The 17,173-nt window shown below is 70.2% G+C and carries 15 protein-coding genes; 7 read left to right on the top strand and 8 right to left on the bottom strand.

Annotated elements, in window-relative coordinates:
- The first annotated feature begins 7 nt into the window (after positions 1-7).
- Together ACWD3I_RS42910 and ACWD3I_RS42915 are read left to right on the top strand one after the other, a co-directional pair.
- Complete coding sequence (locus ACWD3I_RS42910; protein ID WP_365400162.1) at positions 8-826, top strand: phytanoyl-CoA dioxygenase family protein; 819 nt, start codon at positions 8-10, stop codon at positions 824-826.
- On the top strand, positions 823-1,134 hold the full coding sequence (locus ACWD3I_RS42915; protein WP_365400164.1) for a hypothetical protein: 312 nt from the start codon (positions 823-825) through the stop codon (positions 1,132-1,134). Before ACWD3I_RS42910 ends, ACWD3I_RS42915 begins: the two co-directional genes overlap by 4 nt.
- On the opposite strand, the gene denD is transcribed toward ACWD3I_RS42915, so the two are convergent.
- Positions 1,110-2,120 carry a D-erythronate dehydrogenase gene (denD, locus tag ACWD3I_RS42920; RefSeq protein ID WP_365400167.1) on the bottom strand — a complete coding sequence of 337 codons (1,011 nt, stop codon included), beginning with the start codon at positions 2,118-2,120 and terminating at the stop codon, positions 1,110-1,112. The genes ACWD3I_RS42915 and denD overlap by 25 nt on opposite strands.
- A 494-nt stretch (positions 2,121-2,614) precedes the next feature.
- Here denD and ACWD3I_RS42925 point away from each other — a divergent pair, with 494 nt between their 5' ends.
- On the top strand, positions 2,615-3,814 hold the full coding sequence (locus ACWD3I_RS42925; RefSeq protein ID WP_365400170.1) for a serine hydrolase domain-containing protein: 1,200 nt from the start codon (positions 2,615-2,617) through the stop codon (positions 3,812-3,814).
- Between the two features lie 114 nt (positions 3,815-3,928).
- Here the strand turns inward: ACWD3I_RS42925 and ACWD3I_RS42930 are convergent, their stop codons facing one another.
- The 3 genes from ACWD3I_RS42930 to ACWD3I_RS42940 all read right to left on the bottom strand — a co-directional run bounded on the left by ACWD3I_RS42930 (position 3,929) and on the right by ACWD3I_RS42940 (position 6,089).
- A complete protein-coding gene (locus tag ACWD3I_RS42930) occupies positions 3,929-4,939 on the bottom strand; it encodes a formylglycine-generating enzyme family protein (protein WP_365400173.1) in 1,011 nt (336 codons plus the stop codon).
- A 210-nt stretch (positions 4,940-5,149) separates the two neighbouring features.
- Positions 5,150-5,509, bottom strand: coding sequence for an ArsR/SmtB family transcription factor (locus tag ACWD3I_RS42935; protein WP_365400176.1), 360 nt, complete (start codon positions 5,507-5,509; stop codon positions 5,150-5,152).
- Positions 5,510-5,714: 205 nt separating this feature from the next.
- On the bottom strand, positions 5,715-6,089 hold the full coding sequence (locus tag ACWD3I_RS42940; protein ID WP_365400179.1) for a roadblock/LC7 domain-containing protein: 375 nt from the start codon (positions 6,087-6,089) through the stop codon (positions 5,715-5,717).
- Positions 6,090-6,413: 324 nt separating this feature from the next.
- Between ACWD3I_RS42940 and ACWD3I_RS42945 the strand changes: the two genes are divergently transcribed.
- Positions 6,414-7,748 (top strand): diacylglycerol/lipid kinase family protein, encoded by a 1,335-nt coding sequence (locus tag ACWD3I_RS42945; protein WP_451084346.1) that lies wholly within the window; start codon positions 6,414-6,416, stop codon positions 7,746-7,748.
- A 26-nt stretch (positions 7,749-7,774) separates the two neighbouring features.
- Here the strand turns inward: ACWD3I_RS42945 and ACWD3I_RS42950 are convergent, their stop codons facing one another.
- Entirely contained in the window at positions 7,775-8,293 is a 519-nt protein-coding gene (locus ACWD3I_RS42950; protein ID WP_365400185.1) for a P-loop NTPase family protein, read from the bottom strand.
- Positions 8,294-8,406: 113 nt separating this feature from the next.
- Here ACWD3I_RS42950 and ACWD3I_RS42955 point away from each other — a divergent pair, with 113 nt between their 5' ends.
- The gene (locus tag ACWD3I_RS42955; protein WP_365400188.1) at positions 8,407-9,582 is read left to right on the top strand and encodes a cytochrome P450; all 1,176 of its coding nucleotides are present in this window, start codon (positions 8,407-8,409) and stop codon (positions 9,580-9,582) included.
- A 164-nt stretch (positions 9,583-9,746) separates the two neighbouring features.
- On the opposite strand, the gene ACWD3I_RS42960 is transcribed toward ACWD3I_RS42955, so the two are convergent.
- Positions 9,747-13,475, bottom strand: a complete 3,729-nt coding sequence (locus ACWD3I_RS42960; RefSeq protein ID WP_365400191.1) for an nSTAND1 domain-containing NTPase — start codon at positions 13,473-13,475, stop codon at positions 9,747-9,749.
- A gap of 394 nt (positions 13,476-13,869) precedes the next feature.
- Here ACWD3I_RS42960 and ACWD3I_RS42965 point away from each other — a divergent pair, with 394 nt between their 5' ends.
- Positions 13,870-15,045: an acyltransferase family protein gene (locus tag ACWD3I_RS42965; RefSeq protein WP_365400194.1), complete on the top strand. Its 1,176-nt coding sequence runs from the start codon at positions 13,870-13,872 to the stop codon at positions 15,043-15,045.
- A gap of 12 nt (positions 15,046-15,057) precedes the next feature.
- On the top strand, positions 15,058-16,023 hold the full coding sequence (locus ACWD3I_RS42970) for a phosphotransferase family protein (RefSeq protein ID WP_365400197.1): 966 nt from the start codon (positions 15,058-15,060) through the stop codon (positions 16,021-16,023).
- On the opposite strand, the gene ACWD3I_RS42975 is transcribed toward ACWD3I_RS42970, so the two are convergent.
- On the bottom strand, positions 15,995-16,411 hold the full coding sequence (locus ACWD3I_RS42975) for a hypothetical protein (protein WP_365400200.1): 417 nt from the start codon (positions 16,409-16,411) through the stop codon (positions 15,995-15,997). The two genes, ACWD3I_RS42970 and ACWD3I_RS42975, sit on opposite strands and share 29 nt — an antisense overlap.
- A gap of 395 nt (positions 16,412-16,806) precedes the next feature.
- Positions 16,807-17,118, bottom strand: a complete 312-nt coding sequence (locus tag ACWD3I_RS42980) for a hypothetical protein (protein ID WP_365400202.1) — start codon at positions 17,116-17,118, stop codon at positions 16,807-16,809.
- Positions 17,119-17,173 lie beyond the last annotated feature (55 nt).

Genomic DNA, 17,173 nt, shown 5'->3' on the forward strand with positions numbered 1-17,173 from the left:
TCGTCGTATGTCAACCACACGACAGCTGTTGAACTCCGCCGAGGTGGCGCGGTTCGTGGCCCACGGTTTCCTGCGCCTGGACGGCATCGTGCCCCGGGAGATGAACGAGGAGGCGCTCGGCGTCTTCGCCACCGGGCTGCCCGCCGTGCCGTACGGCGCTCCCGTGCCGAAGGCGTTCCCCGAGGGCTCCTTCACCCGCCGGCTCGTCGAACTCCCCGCTGTAGCAGGCGCGTTGGAGAGTCTGGTGGGGGCGGACCCGAGCGTCGACCATCACTTCGTACACACCCGCGAACCGCACGAGGGCAGCGCGCAGCCGCTGCACGCCGACGCGCTCATCGATGTGCGGCCCGACGCGTTCGACGTGCAGCTCATGTACTACCCGCAGGAGGTCACCGCGGACATGGGCGGCACGCTCGTCGTACCGGGCAGCCATCTGCGCCGTACCAACGAGTCCGACACCGGCCGCTACCAGAACCTGCTCGGCCAGACCCGGCTGACCTGTGCGGCCGGCACCGTCATGCTGTTGCACCACGGCATCTGGCACGGCGGGCGTCGCAACGACAGCGACACCGTCCGCCACATGTACAAGATCCGCTTCAACCCGACCGTGCCCCAGGTTCGGTTGTGGGACGTCTCGGATCTGGACTCCCCCGCCGTGCCCTCCGAACTGGGACGCACCTTCCCCTGGTACGAACCGGCCACCGGCCGACTGGAGATCCACAACCGGATCCAGCTGTGGCGCACCCTGACCGGCGACCCGAGCTTCGACATCGACCACTGGGCCACCCGTATCGCCAACCGGCCCGCCCTGAGGAGCCAGGCATGACCATCGCCGACAGCGCGACGACCGGGACCACCGCACACACCACGCGCCAGCAGGTGCTCGTCCTGTACCTGGCCACCTCCGCCCTCGACTCGAACGTGGTCGGCTGGGCCCGCTACGACGGCACCGGCACCACCTCCCCCACCACCGGTGACAGCGACGAACCCCCGTACCGCACCGGCGTCGCCGCCCTCCAGGACGGCTGGCGGCTCTTCCAGGCCGCCCAGCTCATCCCTCCGTATCCGGGGGCGGAACACGAAACGTCCTTCCTCAAGCATGAGTTCTTCTACGAGAAGCTCGTCGACCTCTGAGATGCCGCGAGGTACTCCCGCACCACCGATTCGAAGCTCTCGTCGGGCAGCAGGCGCAGGTCCGCCGCGCGACGGTTGTCGAAGACAGCGGGCCAGGAGCCGACGACGGCCTCCACGGCCGGATCAGGTGCGAGGGTCACAAGATCGGCGGTCTTGGCGCCCGCCACTCTCCGCAGTGTGGCGAGCATGTCGGCCACCGAGACGGTCAGACCGGGCACGTTGACCGGCGTCGCTCCCTCCACTCGTCCTGGCCCGCTGCCGCGCTCGGCTTCCGCGATGCGGAGCACGGCCTCGATCGTGCCCCGCGGCGAGGCCAGGGCCACCTTCAGTTCGGGGGCGACGGGGCAGACGGTCGGCCGTCCGGCGAGCGGCTCGCGGATGATGGCGGAGACGAAACCCGAGGCGGCCGCGTTCGGCCTGCCCGGCCGTACCGCGACGGTCATCAGCCGGGCCACACGCCCGTCGACGAAGCCGCGACGGGTCATGTCCGCGATGAGGTGCTCGCACATCAGCTTCTGTGTGCCATAGCTCGATCGTGGTGCCGGCAAGGTCGTCTCGCTGACCATCGGCGGGAGCCCTCCCGTCGGCAGAGGCCCGTAGACGGCGAGGCTGCTGGTGAACAGCACCCGCGCCACCGGTCCGCCGCTCGCCGACTGGCCCCGCGCGGCCTGCAGCAGCGCACGGGTGGCGTCCACGTTGACGCGCATCCCGAGGTCGAAGTCGGCTTCGCATTCGGCGGACACCGCCGCCGCGAGGTGGAAGACCACGTCCACCGGCTCCGCGAACACCTCGCCGAGGTGGTCGACCAGGTCGCCGTTGACCGTCTCGACGAGAGGATCCACGACCGGCGGACCATCGGGCCAGGCAACACGGTCGACCAGCACCAGCCGGGTGACCGGGGCCGCGGCGAAGGACCGCGTCCGTAGGAGTTCCCTCACCAGCAGGCGTCCCAGGAACCCGGACGCCCCCGTCACGACGACCCTCACCCGCCACTCCCCCTCACCAGACAACCGGCACGTCTCACGATGGCGCACCCGGCCGCTTCGCGACACCGCACCCCGGCTGCTTTCGTGTACGGAAATCTGGCCGGCAGCGGTCGATCAGCCGGCACCACACGCCGTCGCAGCGAACCGGCGCGGCCGTACGCGGTCCGACGCGCACGGCTTCGGCGATCCGTACGTGGCCCTCGCTGGTACGCCATGGCCGTCGACTATGCCCGCCCCTCGATCCGCTCCCGCTTTCGGGGCCGCCAGTGCCGCGGTCAACGAGGCGGAAGGACCGCTGGCCCCCTGCCGGAAAGGGGTTGGCGAGCAGGCCGACCCGACGCGCCGCCGACGTGCCACGTCGTAGTGCGTCCCAGCGACCTGCGCGGCGCCGAACGGGTGGACTTGTACGGAGGGTGGCCGCGCGCGGGACCGGCTCCAAGGGCGCGGATGGTGACGTGGCTGCCCCGACCCAGACCTGGAAGAGGCACCGAGTCGTGAAACGTACCTCCGCCCGACGTGTCTTCGCCGCAGCGCTGCTCGTGGCGTCCGTGCTGGCCCCGATGGCGGCTGCTCCCGCCACGGCGGCACAGGCCGTCACCTCCCACCAATCCCGGCCGGACGACTGCCCGGCGCACGAGCTCGACCCCGAGCTGGCCTCGCGTCTGGACAAGGCCATCGAGAAGGTCCGTGAGCAGGCCGGCATCCCCGGCGTGGTCGCCGGGCTGTGGATGCCGGGCAAGGGCAGCTACGTGCGTGCGACCGGCGTCGCCGACACCGCCACCCGCAAGCCGATGACCTCCGACGTCTTCGTCCGGATCGGCAGCGAGACCAAGACCTTCACGGTCACCGCGCTGCTCAAGCTCGTCGACGACGGCCTGGTCGGACTCGACGACCCGATCTCCGACTACATCCACGGCGTACCCAAGGGGCACCGGATCACGTTGCGTCATCTCGCCGAGATGCGCAGCGGCCTCTTCCCCTACACCGAGGACGCCGGCTTCGTGCACGATCTGCTGAGCAACCCCAAGCGCTCGTTCACGCCGCGGGAGGTGCTGGCGTACGGCTACAAGCACAAGAACACCTTCGCGCCTGGCAAGCAGTTCGAGTACTCCAACACCAACCTCGTCCTGCTCGGCCTGGTGGTCGAGAAGGTGAGCGGGCGCCGCCTCGCCGACTTCATCGAGAAGCGGGTACTGCGCCCCGCCCGCCTGTCCCACACGCTGTTCCCGCGGGACTTCGAGTTCCCTCGGCCGCACCCCCGCGGCTACACCAACCAGACGCTGACCGGTGAGGTCGCCGACAGCACGAACTGGAACCCCAGTTGGGCCTGGGCGGCCGGAGCGATGATCTCCGACCTGCACGACCTGCGCCGCTGGGCGAAGATCGTCGCCACGGGCACGCTGCTGCGGCCGCAGACCCAGGAGCAGCGACTCAAGATGCTGCCCACCGGCCACCCCGGCACCAGCTACGGCCTGGGCATCTTCAACAGCGACGGCTGGATCGGGCACAACGGCTCCATCCCGGGTTACCAGACCGTGACCGTCTACCTGCCCTCGAAGAAGGCCACCTTGGTGTTGATGCTGAACACCGACATCTCGTACCAGGGCCAGGAGCCGTCCTCGCTGCTCGCCCGGGCGATCACCGAGATCGTGACGCCGGACAACGTCTACGACCGGCCTCTCCCCACGAGCTAGCGCCCAACTCCCGCCGCGCACACGGCAACCAGGATCGAGCCGCCTCATTGGGACGGCCGTCGTCAGTGACCTGTTGCCGTGTGCCGGATGAGTACTGCTCCGGCGCGGGTGTGGTCATCCCGTCCGAGGGGTGGCGGCGACGCGGAAGCCGACGGTCGCACAGCGGCCCGAGGCATCCCGGCCCTCGCCCCGGTGGATCGCCGTGCAGCTGTTGAGGTTGGCGTACCAGGAGCCGCCGCGGATGGCGTCGACCTGTTGGTCCATCTCGCCGCCGTGGGTGGCGGTGATGACGGAGGTGATCCATTCCCAGCAGTTGCCGCACAGGTCCCACACGCCGTCGGCGCTGATCCCGCCGGGGTAGGCGGTGACGGGGGTGGTGCAGCCGCCGGTGTCGGTGAGGGCGTCGTAGACGTCGGTGTGGACGAACCCGGTCCGGCTCACCGTGACGTTCCGGCCGGACACGGTTCCGGTGCTGCCGATGGAGAGGATCTCGGAGATCGGGAAGCTCTGCCCGTACAGGTCGGAGCCGGCGGCGGTGTATGTCGCCGACTCGTCGCCGTACAGGTCGGAGCCGGCGGCGGTGTATGTCGCCGACTCGTCGCCGTACACGGCGAGTTCGCAGGCCGCGCACACCGCCGTGCAGTTGTACTTGCTGGTCAGCACGAGGTCCACGTACGTGGTGCCCGCCGTGTCGCCCCAGGGGTAGGTGAGGGCGTCGGTGTCCACCCGGCCGGTGAGCCAGGCGCAGTAGGCGGTGGCGGGGTCGAGGGAGACTTCCAGTACGGGGTGGTCGGCCTTGCCGTCCGGGTAGGTGCCGCCGTCCCAGTAGGAGGGGGCGTCCCTGCCGGAGTCGGTGATGAACTCCAGGTACTGGGCGTTGGTGACCTCATACGTTCCCAGCCGGTACGCGGTGTCGATGGGCGAGGTCTCCCCCGAGCCCGCCGCGCCGGCGAGGTCGGTGGCGAAGGTGAAGGACGGGTTGGCGGCGATCGCGGTCAGCTCCTGGCCCGCGACGGTGGCGTTCGTGGCGGCGGCCTCGGGCTGCCGTACGAGGGCGGCCGCGCCCGTGAGGGTGAGGAGGGCGAGGAGGGTTCTTCTGCCGATGCCGGGGGCGGTCGTCTGCATGACGGCTCCTGTGGGCGATGGCTTCGCGCGTGTCCCTGACGCACGGCTGATACTCCATCAACTCCCGGAGCCTGTCGACACTTTGACGGCGAAATTAAACCGAGAGCGGCCTATGGGGCGCGGAGCGTCGACAGTGTCGACTGCATGACTTTCTGGTGCGCCAAGACCAAAACGAACCGGTGCGGCCGTCGGATTCGTCTCCGGTTGCCGTCACCTGGTGGGATGCAGCGGTTCGGGCGGGGCGTCGATCTGCTGCAGCTCTGTCAGGAGCTGGTTTCGGCCGGTGAGGAGTTCGGTGAGGATACGGCGGGCGGCGCGCAGGAGTTCGGCGACGTCGCCGCCGGCGAGGGCGTAGCGGACGGTGGAGCCCTCTCGTATGGACACGACGATGCCGGAGCGACGCAGAACGGCCAGTTGCTGCGAGAGGCTGGACGGCTCGATCTCGATGTCGGCGAGCAGGTCCCGGACGGACACCGGACCGTCCTGGAGCAGCTCCAGGACCCGGATGCGTACGGGGTGACCGAGCATGCGGAAGAACTCCGCCTTGACTTGATAGAGGGGGGCCTGCATGTCTGCTCGCTCCTGGTCGGGTGGGGGCGACGGGGCTGGCGAGGTGCGGCGGCATCCGAGGACGCCGCCGCACCGCATGCCGCCCTCGGATGCCGATCCTTCATGCCCCGGGCCCGCCACGACCGCACATTGGAACCATGTTGATGTGGTGACTTGAAGAAGTCTTCACATGACGGGCATACGTGGCCCAGGGTCTTCGGCCGCGCTAGATCTCGATCGCCTCCTCCACCCGCTTGAGCTGAAGGCGGGCCATCGCCAGGTTCGAGCGGGCCTTGTCCAGGACGAGGTACAGGAACAATCCGTTGCCGGTGCGACCGGTGACCAGGCGGATCAGGTGGTACTGGGAGTCCAGCGTGATCAGGATGTCCTCGATCCGGCCGTTGAGACCCAACTGCTCCATCGTGCGCACCTTGGCCCGGATCACATCCGTGTTGCCGGCCGCCGCGACCGTCAGGTCCAGGTCCTTGCCCCCGCCCAGTGTGCCCAGCGCCATTCCGCTGGTGTAGTCGACGACGGCGGCTCCCAAAGAACCCTCGACCCCGGCCATCATCTCCTTCAGCGACACTTCCACACTCGCCACAACGCCTCCCCTTGCATGCCGTTGACTGCGGCGGACCGATGCTCCCGACCCGCCTCGGTCTCCGGACGGTATGCACGCCGTCCGCACACCACGACCGGGTCTTTGAGACTGATCTGTGCCGACCGAACAACGGCATGCCCGGACCGTTCGACAGACCGGAAGTGCCGTGACTGGCCATGAAGTTGACGCCCCTGCCCTCTGGGCAAGCGACGCCCCGGCGACCGGTGGGCCGGACGGCAGGGGACGACGGTTCTGTCAGGGATCTGCCAGAGTTCGGTCGTGCGAGGTCGAGGCGGGTTTCCCGGACGGAGAGAACAGTTGGCCATGGACGTGAGCAGACGGGCGTATCGAGGACAACGGTGGGCGGCGAGGGTGGCATTGGCCGCTGCCGCTCTCGCGGTCCTGGTGCCTCTCGGCTACGACGGCCTGGCCGGCGTGCTGCTTCTGGTGTGCGGTGCTGTCGGCCTGGCGGTCGCCGCGGCTGCGGCGTGGTGGACGCTGACCCTGCGGGGACCGTTGCGCTGGGCGGCGGGCGTGCTGGCCCTGGCCGTCCCCGCCGGAATCGTCGCCCTGTTCGCCGCCACCCTCCTCTGGGCACTGCCGGTGTCCTTGGCGCTGTGGGGCGTGGCCGTGTGGAGCGGCCGGTATGCGTTGCGCGGCACCGGAAGCCATCGGGTGCGGAGCAAGGAGCACCGCACGCCCCCGCCGCAACGGCCGTTCCTGATCATGAATCCACGCTCGGGCGGCGGCAAGGTGGACCGCTTCGGGCTCAAGGAGAAGGCCGAGCGGCTCGGCGCACGTGTCGTCCTGCTCGACCCGGACGAACAGCAGGACATCACGGCGCTGGCCCAGGCCGCGGTCGCGGAGGGTGCGGATCTGCTCGGTGCCGCGGGCGGCGACGGAACCCAGGCCCTGGTCGCGGCCGTCGCCGCCGAGCACGGCATACCGTTTCTCGTGATCAGCGCCGGCACCCGCAACCACTTCGCCCTGGACCTCGGTCTCGACCGCGACGACCCGAGCGCCTGCCTCGACGCGCTCAGGGACGGTGTCGAACTCCGTGTCGACCTCGGCTTCGCCGGTGACCGTCCCTTCGTCAACAACGCCTCCTTCGGGGCGTACGCGGCGATCGTGCAGAGCCCCTCCTACCGCAACGACAAGATCGGCACCAGCCTGGACCTGCTGCCCGACCTGCTCACCGGTCAGCAAGGTGCCCGGCTCACCGCAAAGGCGGGAGACACCACACTCGACTCCCCTCAGGCGGTGCTGGTGAGCAACAACCCTTATCGGACCGGCGATCCCTTCGGGTTCGGCCGTCGCGACCGCCTCGACACCGGAGTGCTGGGTGTCCTCGGCGTACGAGTGGACAGCGCGGCCGACGCCGCCGCGCTGCTGCTCGACCCGGAACCGGCCGCGCTCACCGTCCTGACCGTCCGCGAGGTCGTCGTCGAAGCCGACGGCTCGGAGGTGCAGGTGGGTCTCGACGGCGAGGCCCTCGTCCTTCCCTCACCCGTCCACTGCCGCATCGCGCCCGGCGCACTCGCCGTCCGAGTCCCCCGGAAGCGGCCGGGGGTGGTGCAGCGTCCACCCCGCCTGGACTGGCGCCGGTTGCGGAAGCTGGCGGCGACGGTCGGCCGTACGGCTGCCCCACGCCGTACCTGACGGTCAGCGTCGACCTGGCCCCGGGATCACAGGGATGCCAGCCAGCCCGCCGTGTCCTTGGGATCGCCGAAGCGGAGGGTGTCGAGAGGGGCGAAGCGGGGATCGCGCACGCGGCGCTCGATTTCGCGGCGGCGGACCCCGTGTTGCGACCAGGCCCACCAGGCGGGATGTTCCCGGCTCAGCCAGCCGGTCCAGGTCTCCCTGTTCCCGCCGAACAAGGACTCGCGGGTGACGGTGCGCCGGATGGAGCGGCGTAGAACACGGGGCATGATGACGTGCTTGGGGTAGTCCAGCCAGATCACGGTGTCGGCCCGATCCCAGAGGAGGTCTCGGACTTCCGGGTAACCGACAGAGTCGATGATCCAGCGAGGCTCGGCGGTGAGCCTGGATACGTCCTCGGTCAGCTTGTCGTTGATGGCCCAGTTGGGGCCGTTGAAGTAGAGCGCGTCCATCTCGTGGTACGTCAGGCCCAGACGACTGCTCAGGGTTTGGGCGAGCGTGGATTTGCCTGCGCCGGTGACACCCACCACCAAGATCCGTTCCACGGGTGCACTCTATGCCCGGCGCCGCAGCGCAGTCCCCTCATCTCCTCGCCATGGGAGCGCTTTGTTAGCGTCAGCCGCGTGAACGGTTCCCAGCCCCCAAGCCAGAGCTCGCGATGAGCGTCGTCGAGTCCTGCCCGCTCGGCGCCGCGACCACGCTGGCCGAGCTCGCCCAGGATCCGCATCCGCGCCTGGCACTGCTCCGGGCGCGGGAACCGGTGTCGTGGGTGCCCGAGTTGGGCGGCTGGCTGGTGACCCGGCGTGATCTTGCGTTGAGTGTGATGCGGGATGCCGAGACGTTCACCGTCGATGACCCCCGGTTCTCCACCGCGCAAGTGGTCGGCCCCAGCATGCTGTCCCTCGACGGTGACCGGCACGCCCGGCACCGCGAGCCCTTCAGCGCGCCCTTCCGCCCCCGGGCCGTGCGTGAGGGTTTCGCCGCGTTCATCGAGCGGGAGACCGACACGCTCATCAGCGCATTGGAGCCGGCGGGCGCGGCCGAACTCCGGCGCTCCTTCGCCGGACCCCTCGCGGTCACGGTGGTGACCGAGGCGCTGGGGCTGGCCGGCGCCACCGTGGACACGGTGCTCGCCTGGTACGACGCCATCGTGCAGTCGGTCGCGGCCATCACCGCCGGCCTGGAGGCGGGAGCGGCGGGTGTCACGGCGTACGCGCAGCTGCGCTCCGCGGTGGAAGCCACCGTCGCCGACCGGGGCACATCCTCCCTCCTCGCGGCGGCCGCCGGGCAGCTGACCGTGCCCGAGGTGGCATCCAATGCCGCGGTGCTGATGTTCGGAGGCATCGAGACCACTGAGGCGATGATCACCAACGCACTGCTGCACCTGCTGCGGCACCCCGACCAACTCGCCCTGGTCCGGACCGACGCCGGTCTGCTGGACGGCGCGATCGAGGAATCGCTGCGCCTCGAACCCGGCGCGGCCGTCGTGGACCGCTACGCCACTGGCGACACCGTGCTGGGCCCGGTCACCATCCGCCGTGGTGACCTCGTCACCGTCTCCCTCACCGGCGCCAACCGCGACCCGGCCGTCTTTGCCGACCCCGACCGGTTCGAGGTCCGCCGCGAGAACGCGCGTCTCCAACTCGCCTTCGCACACGGCCCGCACTACTGCCTCGCCGCCCATCTCGCGCGCCTGGAAACCCGTATCGCCCTCCAGCACCTGCTCCGACGCCTCCCCGCGCTGCGCCTCGACCCCGACCACACCGCGGCCCCGTACGGCCTGGTCTTCCGCAAGCCCACCGCGCTGCACGTGCGGTGGGATCGAGCGGCCTGAGCGGACCTCACCGGGTTTTTCGGTCGGTCGGGCCACACTGCGGATCTGCCTCGCCGCGCCGCCTGAGCGCTCTGGTGGAACTGCGGTGATGGACCTGCGGGCCGGTGGGGCCGCTCGCGCAGTTCACCGCGCCCCTCGCGGGGCGCGGTGCCGCACCGGACTTCCTAGCGCGCGTGCTCCCGGCAGCCGGTTTCAGTTGACCGCGTGTCCGGGTAGCGGGCCTGTTCCACCGGGGTGAGGGTGCGGTCGACGGCCTCGCAGATGGTGCGGATCGCGCGGGTCAGGTCGGGCAGGTCGACGTCCCACAGGCCGACGGAGCTGCCCGTGCCGATCGCCAGGGTCCGTCCGTCCGGGCTGAAGGCCAGTGCGCCGGGCGAGCGGGTCGGCAGGGTGATGCGGCTCTGGCTGGTGGCGAGGTCCCACAGCCGGACTCCTCTTACGGTGCTTGCGGCCAGGGTGCGTGCATCGGGGGTGAAAGCCAGGGACGACACTTGAGCGCTCAGGCTGAAGGTGTCTTCGAGCTGACCGGTACGTGTGTCCCACGTCTTCACGCGTCCGCTGCTGCCGCTCGCGGTGGCCAGGGTGTGCCCGTCCGGGCTGAACGCGAGGGTCAGCAGGCTCCGGGGGCCCGGGTCGATGGTGCGCTGTGTGCGGCCGGTCGCGGCGTCGAGCAGCGTGATCCGGTCGCCGCCGGACTCGATGTCCACGACGGCGAGTGTGTGGCCGTCCGGGGCGAAGGCCACCGTCCTCACGGATTGGCCGGAGTTGGTGTGGACGGTTCGCAGTTCGCCCGTCGTCAGGTGCCAGACGCGCACCGTCCCCTTCTCGCCGACGATGGCGAGCCGTGTCCCGTCGGGACTGAAGACCGCTGTGAGAACGGCGCCCACGTCACGGCTTCGGTGAAGGCTGCCCGTGGCGGTATCCCGGACCTCGATGACCCTGCGGTTGACGGCCTCGGCTGCCAGGGCGCGCCCGGTCGGGCTGAACCCCGCGGCCACGGGGCGGGAACCTGTGACGGGCCGCTGTCCCTGACGGGCCAGGTCGGTGTCGGGTGCCGGGGTGGCTTCGGGTTCGCCGGTCCTGGCATCCCAGAGCTCTACCGACCCACGGCCGAGCATCCGTTGACGGACCGTGGTCAGCCTGCGTCCGCCGGGACTGAACTCCATGTCGGCGATGTACGTGCCTGTTTGGCCGGGCAGCGTGGTGCGCGGGTGATCAGCGAACAGGCGATGCACGCGGACGGTGGGGCCCGTGTTGCTGCTGGTGAACAGGGTGCGGCCGTCCGCGCTGAGGGCCACGCTCAAGACTCCCCGCCCTTGGAGGCCGGCCGTCACGGTGGTCGGCGCCGTACCGGTGGCGGTGTCCCAGAGTCGCACCGTGTCTCCTGGACCCGGGATGGCGAGGGTCCGCCCGTCCGCGGCGAAGGCCATCCCGCGCGACCCGACAGGAACGTCCTTGGTGGTGCGCCGGACGATGCCGGTGGCCGTCTCCCGCAGTTGCACCGAACCGTCGGTGCGGACGACCGCGTACGTCTGGCCGTCCGGGCTGAAAGCCACCTCGCTGCCCGTGATTCGGCTGTCGTGGGAGGTTCGGGTGCGGCCGGTCGTCACGTCCCACACCCGCACCCCTCCGTCGGCGCTTGCCGCGGCGACGGTGCGTCCGCCGGGACCGAAGCCGACCGCCTGCGGGTCGGGGTGGTCGGTGAAGCTGTGGCGCGTGCGGCCGGTGGCCACGTCCCACACCCGTACGGCGCCCGGGGAGGAGGCGGCCACGGTACGACCGTCAGGGCTGAAGGCCAACCCGCGTACCGAACCGTCGGGAACGGAAAGGGTCCTCATCTTCCTGCCGCGGGCCGGGTCCCACAGGGTCACCCTCGTGCCGGTGCCACCGGGGGTGGCGACGGCCAGGATGCGTCCGTCGGGGCTGAACACCGCGGCCTGGCTGGCTTCATGGCTGCCGGTGAGGCCGGTGAAGGTGTCTCGGAGCCGGCCCGCGGGCAGATCCCAGATCCGTATCTTGCCGTCTCTGCTGGGGGTGGCGAGGGTCTTTCCGTCCGGGCTGAGGGCGATGGCATCCACGGGCTCGGTGCCGCTGGTGAGGCGCTTGCGCAGCGGTAGCGCCGCGGCGGCGTAGAGGGCGGCGGTGGCTTCGCGGGTCGGGCTGGTTCGGTAGGCGTGCACAGCGAGCAGTGCGGCGAGGTCGGGGTCGGAGTCCAGCAACGCGCTGGACTGGGCGGCCAGTTGCCGGGACTGGGCCATGTGCTGGGCGGTGACCGCGCTCTGCCACTGCCCCACGGCCAGGCCGGCGGCGACGAGGGCGAGGCACAGGGCGGCGGTGACCGCGGTGAGCACCAGCCGGTATCGGCGGCGGCCCTGCTGCTCGTGGTCACGGCTGGCGTCGAGGAAGGCGTGTTCTACGTCGGTCAGGTCCTCGCGCGATGCGCCGGCGAAGTGTTCCTGGGCTGCGGCGAGCCTGCTTCCCCGGCTCAGAGCACCCTTCTCGCGGCCCAAGTCCTGCCAGGCGTGGGCCGCTTCGGTCAGGTTCCGGTGCACACGAAGGCGTTCACGGTCTTCCTCGATCCAGCCGCGCAGCCGGGGCCAGGCCGTGATCAGGGCCTCGTGGGCCATCTCGACCGTGTCGCCGTCCAGGGTGAGCAGCCGCGCCCCGGCGAGTGCCTCCACCACCGTTGCGCTGTCGTCCGGGCCGGTGACGGGCAGTTCCGCGCGCCGGACGGGACGGCGGGTGTCGGGGGTGCCGTCACCGGGGGCGACCAAGCGCAGCAACACCCGGCGGGCGGCGGTCGCCTGGCTTTCGGTGAACCGGTCGTAGACCTGCTCGGCGGTCTTGGCGATCGCTCCGTCCAGGCATCCGACCGCCTCGTACCCCGCCATGGTCAGTGTCTTGCCGCGGCGGCGGCGCCAGGTCTCCTGCAACGCGTGTGACAGCAGCGGCAATCCGCCCGGCGCGTCGGTGACCTCCTTGACCAGCCGCGCGGTGAGGGCGCGTTCCACGGTCAGCCCCGCGGCCGTGGCCGGCTTGACGACGGCGTCGCGCAGTTCCGTCTGATTCATCGCGCCGGCCAGGAGGTTGGCGTCGCGCAGTGCGTCGGCCAGGTCGCGGTGCTCGGCGCAGCGGCCGTAGAAGTCGCCGCGGACCGCCAACAGCACCCGCAGGCGGCTGTCCGGTTGCCGGGCTGTCAGCAACAGGTCGACGAAGCGAGCGCGCTCGGCCGCGTCGTGGCAGAGGGTGAAGACCTCCTCGAACTGGTCGACGATCACGAACGTGTCCGCTTCGGCGCTGCCGTCGCGGGCCGGTGCGGGTACGAGGAGGGGTGCGTGGCTGCGGGCGGGGTGTTCGCCCGGTGTCAGGATGCGGATCGCGGCCGGGCGCTGGCCGGGCTCCTGAGCGCGCCGGAGAGCGGGGATCAGGCCGGCCCGCAGCAGGGAGGACTTGCCGCTGCCGGAGGGGCCGAAGACCGCGGCGAACCGTCGGCGGCGCAGCAGCTCGACCAGGTCGGCGGTGAGCTGGTCCCGGCCGAAGAACAGGCCGCTGTCCCCGGTCTCGAACCGTGTCAGGCCCCGGTACGGCGTGAGTGATCCGTCGTCGTCCCCGTAGCCGTCACCGGCCGACTCCTCCACCGCCTCCTTCCACCGGGCCTCCCATTCCGCCAGGTCGCCGCCGCACGCCCCCGCATAGGCCAGGGCCACCGGCAGCGTCGGCAACTGCTCGCCCGCCGCCGCCTGCGACAGCGTGGTCACCGAGTAGCCCGCCCGCTGCGCCAGCGACCGGTAGGTGATCCCGTCCGCCTCCGCCCTCAGCTTGCGTAACTCGAACGCGAACCGCTGCACCGGACCCACCGCCGGATCCAACGGCACCTCACGACGCCCCGCCACACCTTCACCCCCTTCAGCCGCTCCCGCATCACGCGGGGGCAGCCGATGCATTCGCCTCGAAGACACCCGAAGGCTCGCGCGCCCCGCTTCATTGTTCGGCCGCCAGAACGGTACTGCCGAACAATGCTCCGGCCGCTGGACTCAGTGCTGTGAGCGGCGCGGGGGCAGTGCCCAGGAACCGACTCCACGACGGCCGGTGAAGGCGATCGCCGCGTGAGCCTGCGGACCTGGCTCGTGCCGCCTTTCGACCGCCGCACGACAAGCCCAACGCCCACGTCGTCGAAGAGGACTTCGCCCACGCATGGAATCCCGACCCCCAGCCCCTACCTCGACCCGTTCACTTTCCATCACTTCACGATCACTGAACGCCATCACGACAGTCGGTCCGTCACGGTTGGGCTGGCTGGACGCGTTGCGCGGCATCGCCGCACTCGTCGTCGTGTTCGACCACTCCTCGTACACCTTCATGGCCGACTTCCGGCGGGAGCTGATGCCGCAGTTCAACACGAGCCGCTACGCCATCATGGTGTTCTTCCTGGTGAGCGGCTACGTCATCCCCGCTTCGCTGGAACGCCGGGGTTGCGTCCGGACGTTCTGGATCGGACGGATCCGCCGTGTGTACCCGCTGGCGGCGGCTGTCATCGCCCTGCTCCTCGCCGCCGACTTCGTTGGCCTTGCGGAGATCCGTGACTTCGACCGGCAGAGCGCGGCCCCCGTGATCGTCGCCCACGCCACCATGCTCCAGGAGTTACTGGGCACACCCAATCTCCTGCTCGTCCTGTGGACGCTCTCCTACGAGATGTCCTTCTACCTGCTGGTCGTCGCTCTTTTCACAGTCCGCCTCCACCAACGGTCCGCGGCGGTCGCAACCGTCCTGGCCGCGCTCGCCGCGGTCAGCGTGACGGCAGGGGTGATGCTGCCGGCCTCTGCCCTGTCCGGCCTGGTCGGCACCGGTCCACTGATCGTGTTCACCTCGGTCGCCATGGCGGTCGCGATCAGCTGCGCGAGCGCCGGGTCACCCGTACTCCGGGGGTTCGGAGGCGTGTTGGGCGGGGTGCTGGCGCTCGTCCTCGTCCTTTTCAACGGCACGGTCCCGCAGTGGGAGGGCCTGGTGATCCTCGCCGTGATGTTCCTCGGCACCGCCGTCTACCGTGCCGAGAACGGTCAGAGCACCTGGCGCGGTACGGCTGCCGCTGCTGTCACCGTGGTCGTCCTTGCCGTGGGGAGCGCGTTCCGGTACGGCGACGGTGACCACTTCGTACGGCGCGGCTGGATCGTCGCGTTCCTGATGGCCGTACTCACCTTCGGCGCCGGACTGTTGTCGCGGCGCCGGCGCATACCGCGGTTGCTGACCGGGCTGGGCACGATCAGCTACTCGGTCTATCTGGTGCATCCGGTGCTGCTGGCGGTGATCGACGGCACGGTCGGCCGACGGCGGCAGGACAGTCTGCTGCTCGAAGTGGCGTTCTTCGCCGTGCTGTTGCCGCTGTGCCTGCTGACCTACCGCTGTATTGAAGCGCCCAGCCAGAGGTGGGGCCGAAAGTCTTTGCGCGGGCCGCTCTCCGGATGATGGAGTGGCACGGTGATCGACCACGATGAGGCGGCGACCGTCCGACCATTGACCCTGGCTTGGGTGGGCCGGCAACTGAACACCGGCGAACGGATCGTCGGAACCGAGGTGCTGTACGGCGGCATCACCGCCGAGATGCGACGGTTGACCATCGGCACGCGGGACGGAGGCACCCGCGATCTGGTCCTGCGAACCTTCGTCGACCCGCACTTCGTGGAGCACGCCGAGAATCTGCTCAACCGCGAGGCCGGGGTCCTCACCCTGCTTGCGGGGACCGGTGTGCCCGCTCCCGGACCGGTCGCGACTGATCCGACCGCCACGCATTGCGAGTATCCGTCGCTCCTGATGACACATCTGGCGGGCCGGACGGTCCTCGACGACGAGGGGGTGGAGGCGCGGGTCCCCCTGCTGGCCCGTCAGCTCGTGGCGATCCACGCGTTGCGACCCGCCGAACGCCTCCAGGAGTACAAGGCGTGGACGACCGCCGACGCGGTCGTCCCTCCGGACTGCGCCGATGCGGCGGCTTGGGCCGCGGCGATCAATGTGATCCGCGAGCCTGCGCCGTCCTATGAAGGGCGGTTCCTGCACCGGGACTTCCATCCCGGCAACGTGTTGTTCCACGTGCCGCCGGCACCAGGCCCGGCAAGTCCCCGGATCAGCGGCGTCGTCGACTGGGTACAGACCTCCTGGGGCCCGGCGGATCTCGACGTGGCGCACTGCTCCACCAATCTCGCGTTGCTGCACGGTCCGGCGTGGGGTTCGCGGTTCGCCGAGGCGTACGTGGAGGCCGGCGGGGTGCTGGCCGCGACCATGAGCGAGCGGTTGTACTGGCGGCTGCTGGACGCGCTGGCCTTCGCGCCGGGCGTCGAGTGGGCCGCGCGGCCGTGGCGGGAGGCGGGGAGGACGGAGCTGACGACGCGGGCCGTCGAGGAGCGGCTCGATGCCTACGTCACCGATCTGATGGACACGCTGGGCTGAGCTCGATCTGGTGACCGCTTGGGATGAGGCGTTGGCCGAAGAGGTGCCGGTGGTCCTGGCTCCATGCCGGCTTGCGTCCGAGGTCCAGCAGGTAGCCTCCGGCCACCCAGCTCGCCTGAGGTTCGTGCCCGGCTTCGGCCAGTAGGCGTACCCGTTCGATGTTGTCCTGCTGTTCGCGGAGGACGGCGTCAACGACGCCATCGTCGGAGGAAAGACCGTAGGCCGTGCAGAACCTTTCCAGGCGTCGGCGGCGGTCGGGAGGCTGCGGGTGGTGCAGCCGGCGCGTGCACTCGGTGTCGTCCCGAAACGGCGCGACGTACTGCAACGCGTAGGCGATGTCGTGCAGACGCGCTGTCGGGCGGGCGAAGTCGAAGTCGATGAGGCCCACGGGGCGTGGTCCCTGCCAGACCACGTTCCACGGACCGCCCAGGCGGCGTTGCCGGGAGGCGTGAAGCCGGTGGTGGCGTCGTGGTAGTCGCGCAGCAGCCTGGCGAAGGCGGCCAGGCCGTCGTCGTGCACGACCTTCGCCCACCCCAGCAACCCCGACTCGCCGTCGATGTAGCTGAGGACCTCACGGCCTTCCTCGTCGAACCCCAGGACGCGCGGAGCACAGGGGAAGCCCACTGCCTCAAGATGCCGCAGCAGCGCGTGCACCGTCCCGGTCCAGGGCTGCACGGGGCGGCGCACCGTGTCGCCGATCCGCACGACCTGCCGGTGAGCGTGATCCTGCAACACATGCTCGTGCGTCACGGCACGAGGCTATCCACGTCTCCGACGTCGAGGTCACCGTTCCCGAATGCGCCACCACCACCATCGACCCGCCGTCCATGCGCTCACCCAACCGGGGTTGGGAAGGGTACGACGTTCGAACTCCACGTCGATCCGCTCCACCAAGCGGCCCAGATCTGCTCGGGCTCCTGTGGGCAGATACAGCAGAGCCACTTCCAGGTCGTCTCGGCCGTCCTCGATCTCGATACCGGGGCTCTCGGCAGGGCCGGTCAGATATCGTCCCGGCTCCTTGAAGGCCCACTCGAACCGGCTGAGAGCGGCAGCGACCGCGTCCGGCCAGAGTTGTTCGGCCTCAACACGTCGCACCGCTGCCCGAGTTCGGGCTGATACGCCTGGGATCCGACGGACCGGCATGTGCTTC

Source organism: Streptomyces sp. NPDC002817, from assembly GCF_053592055.1.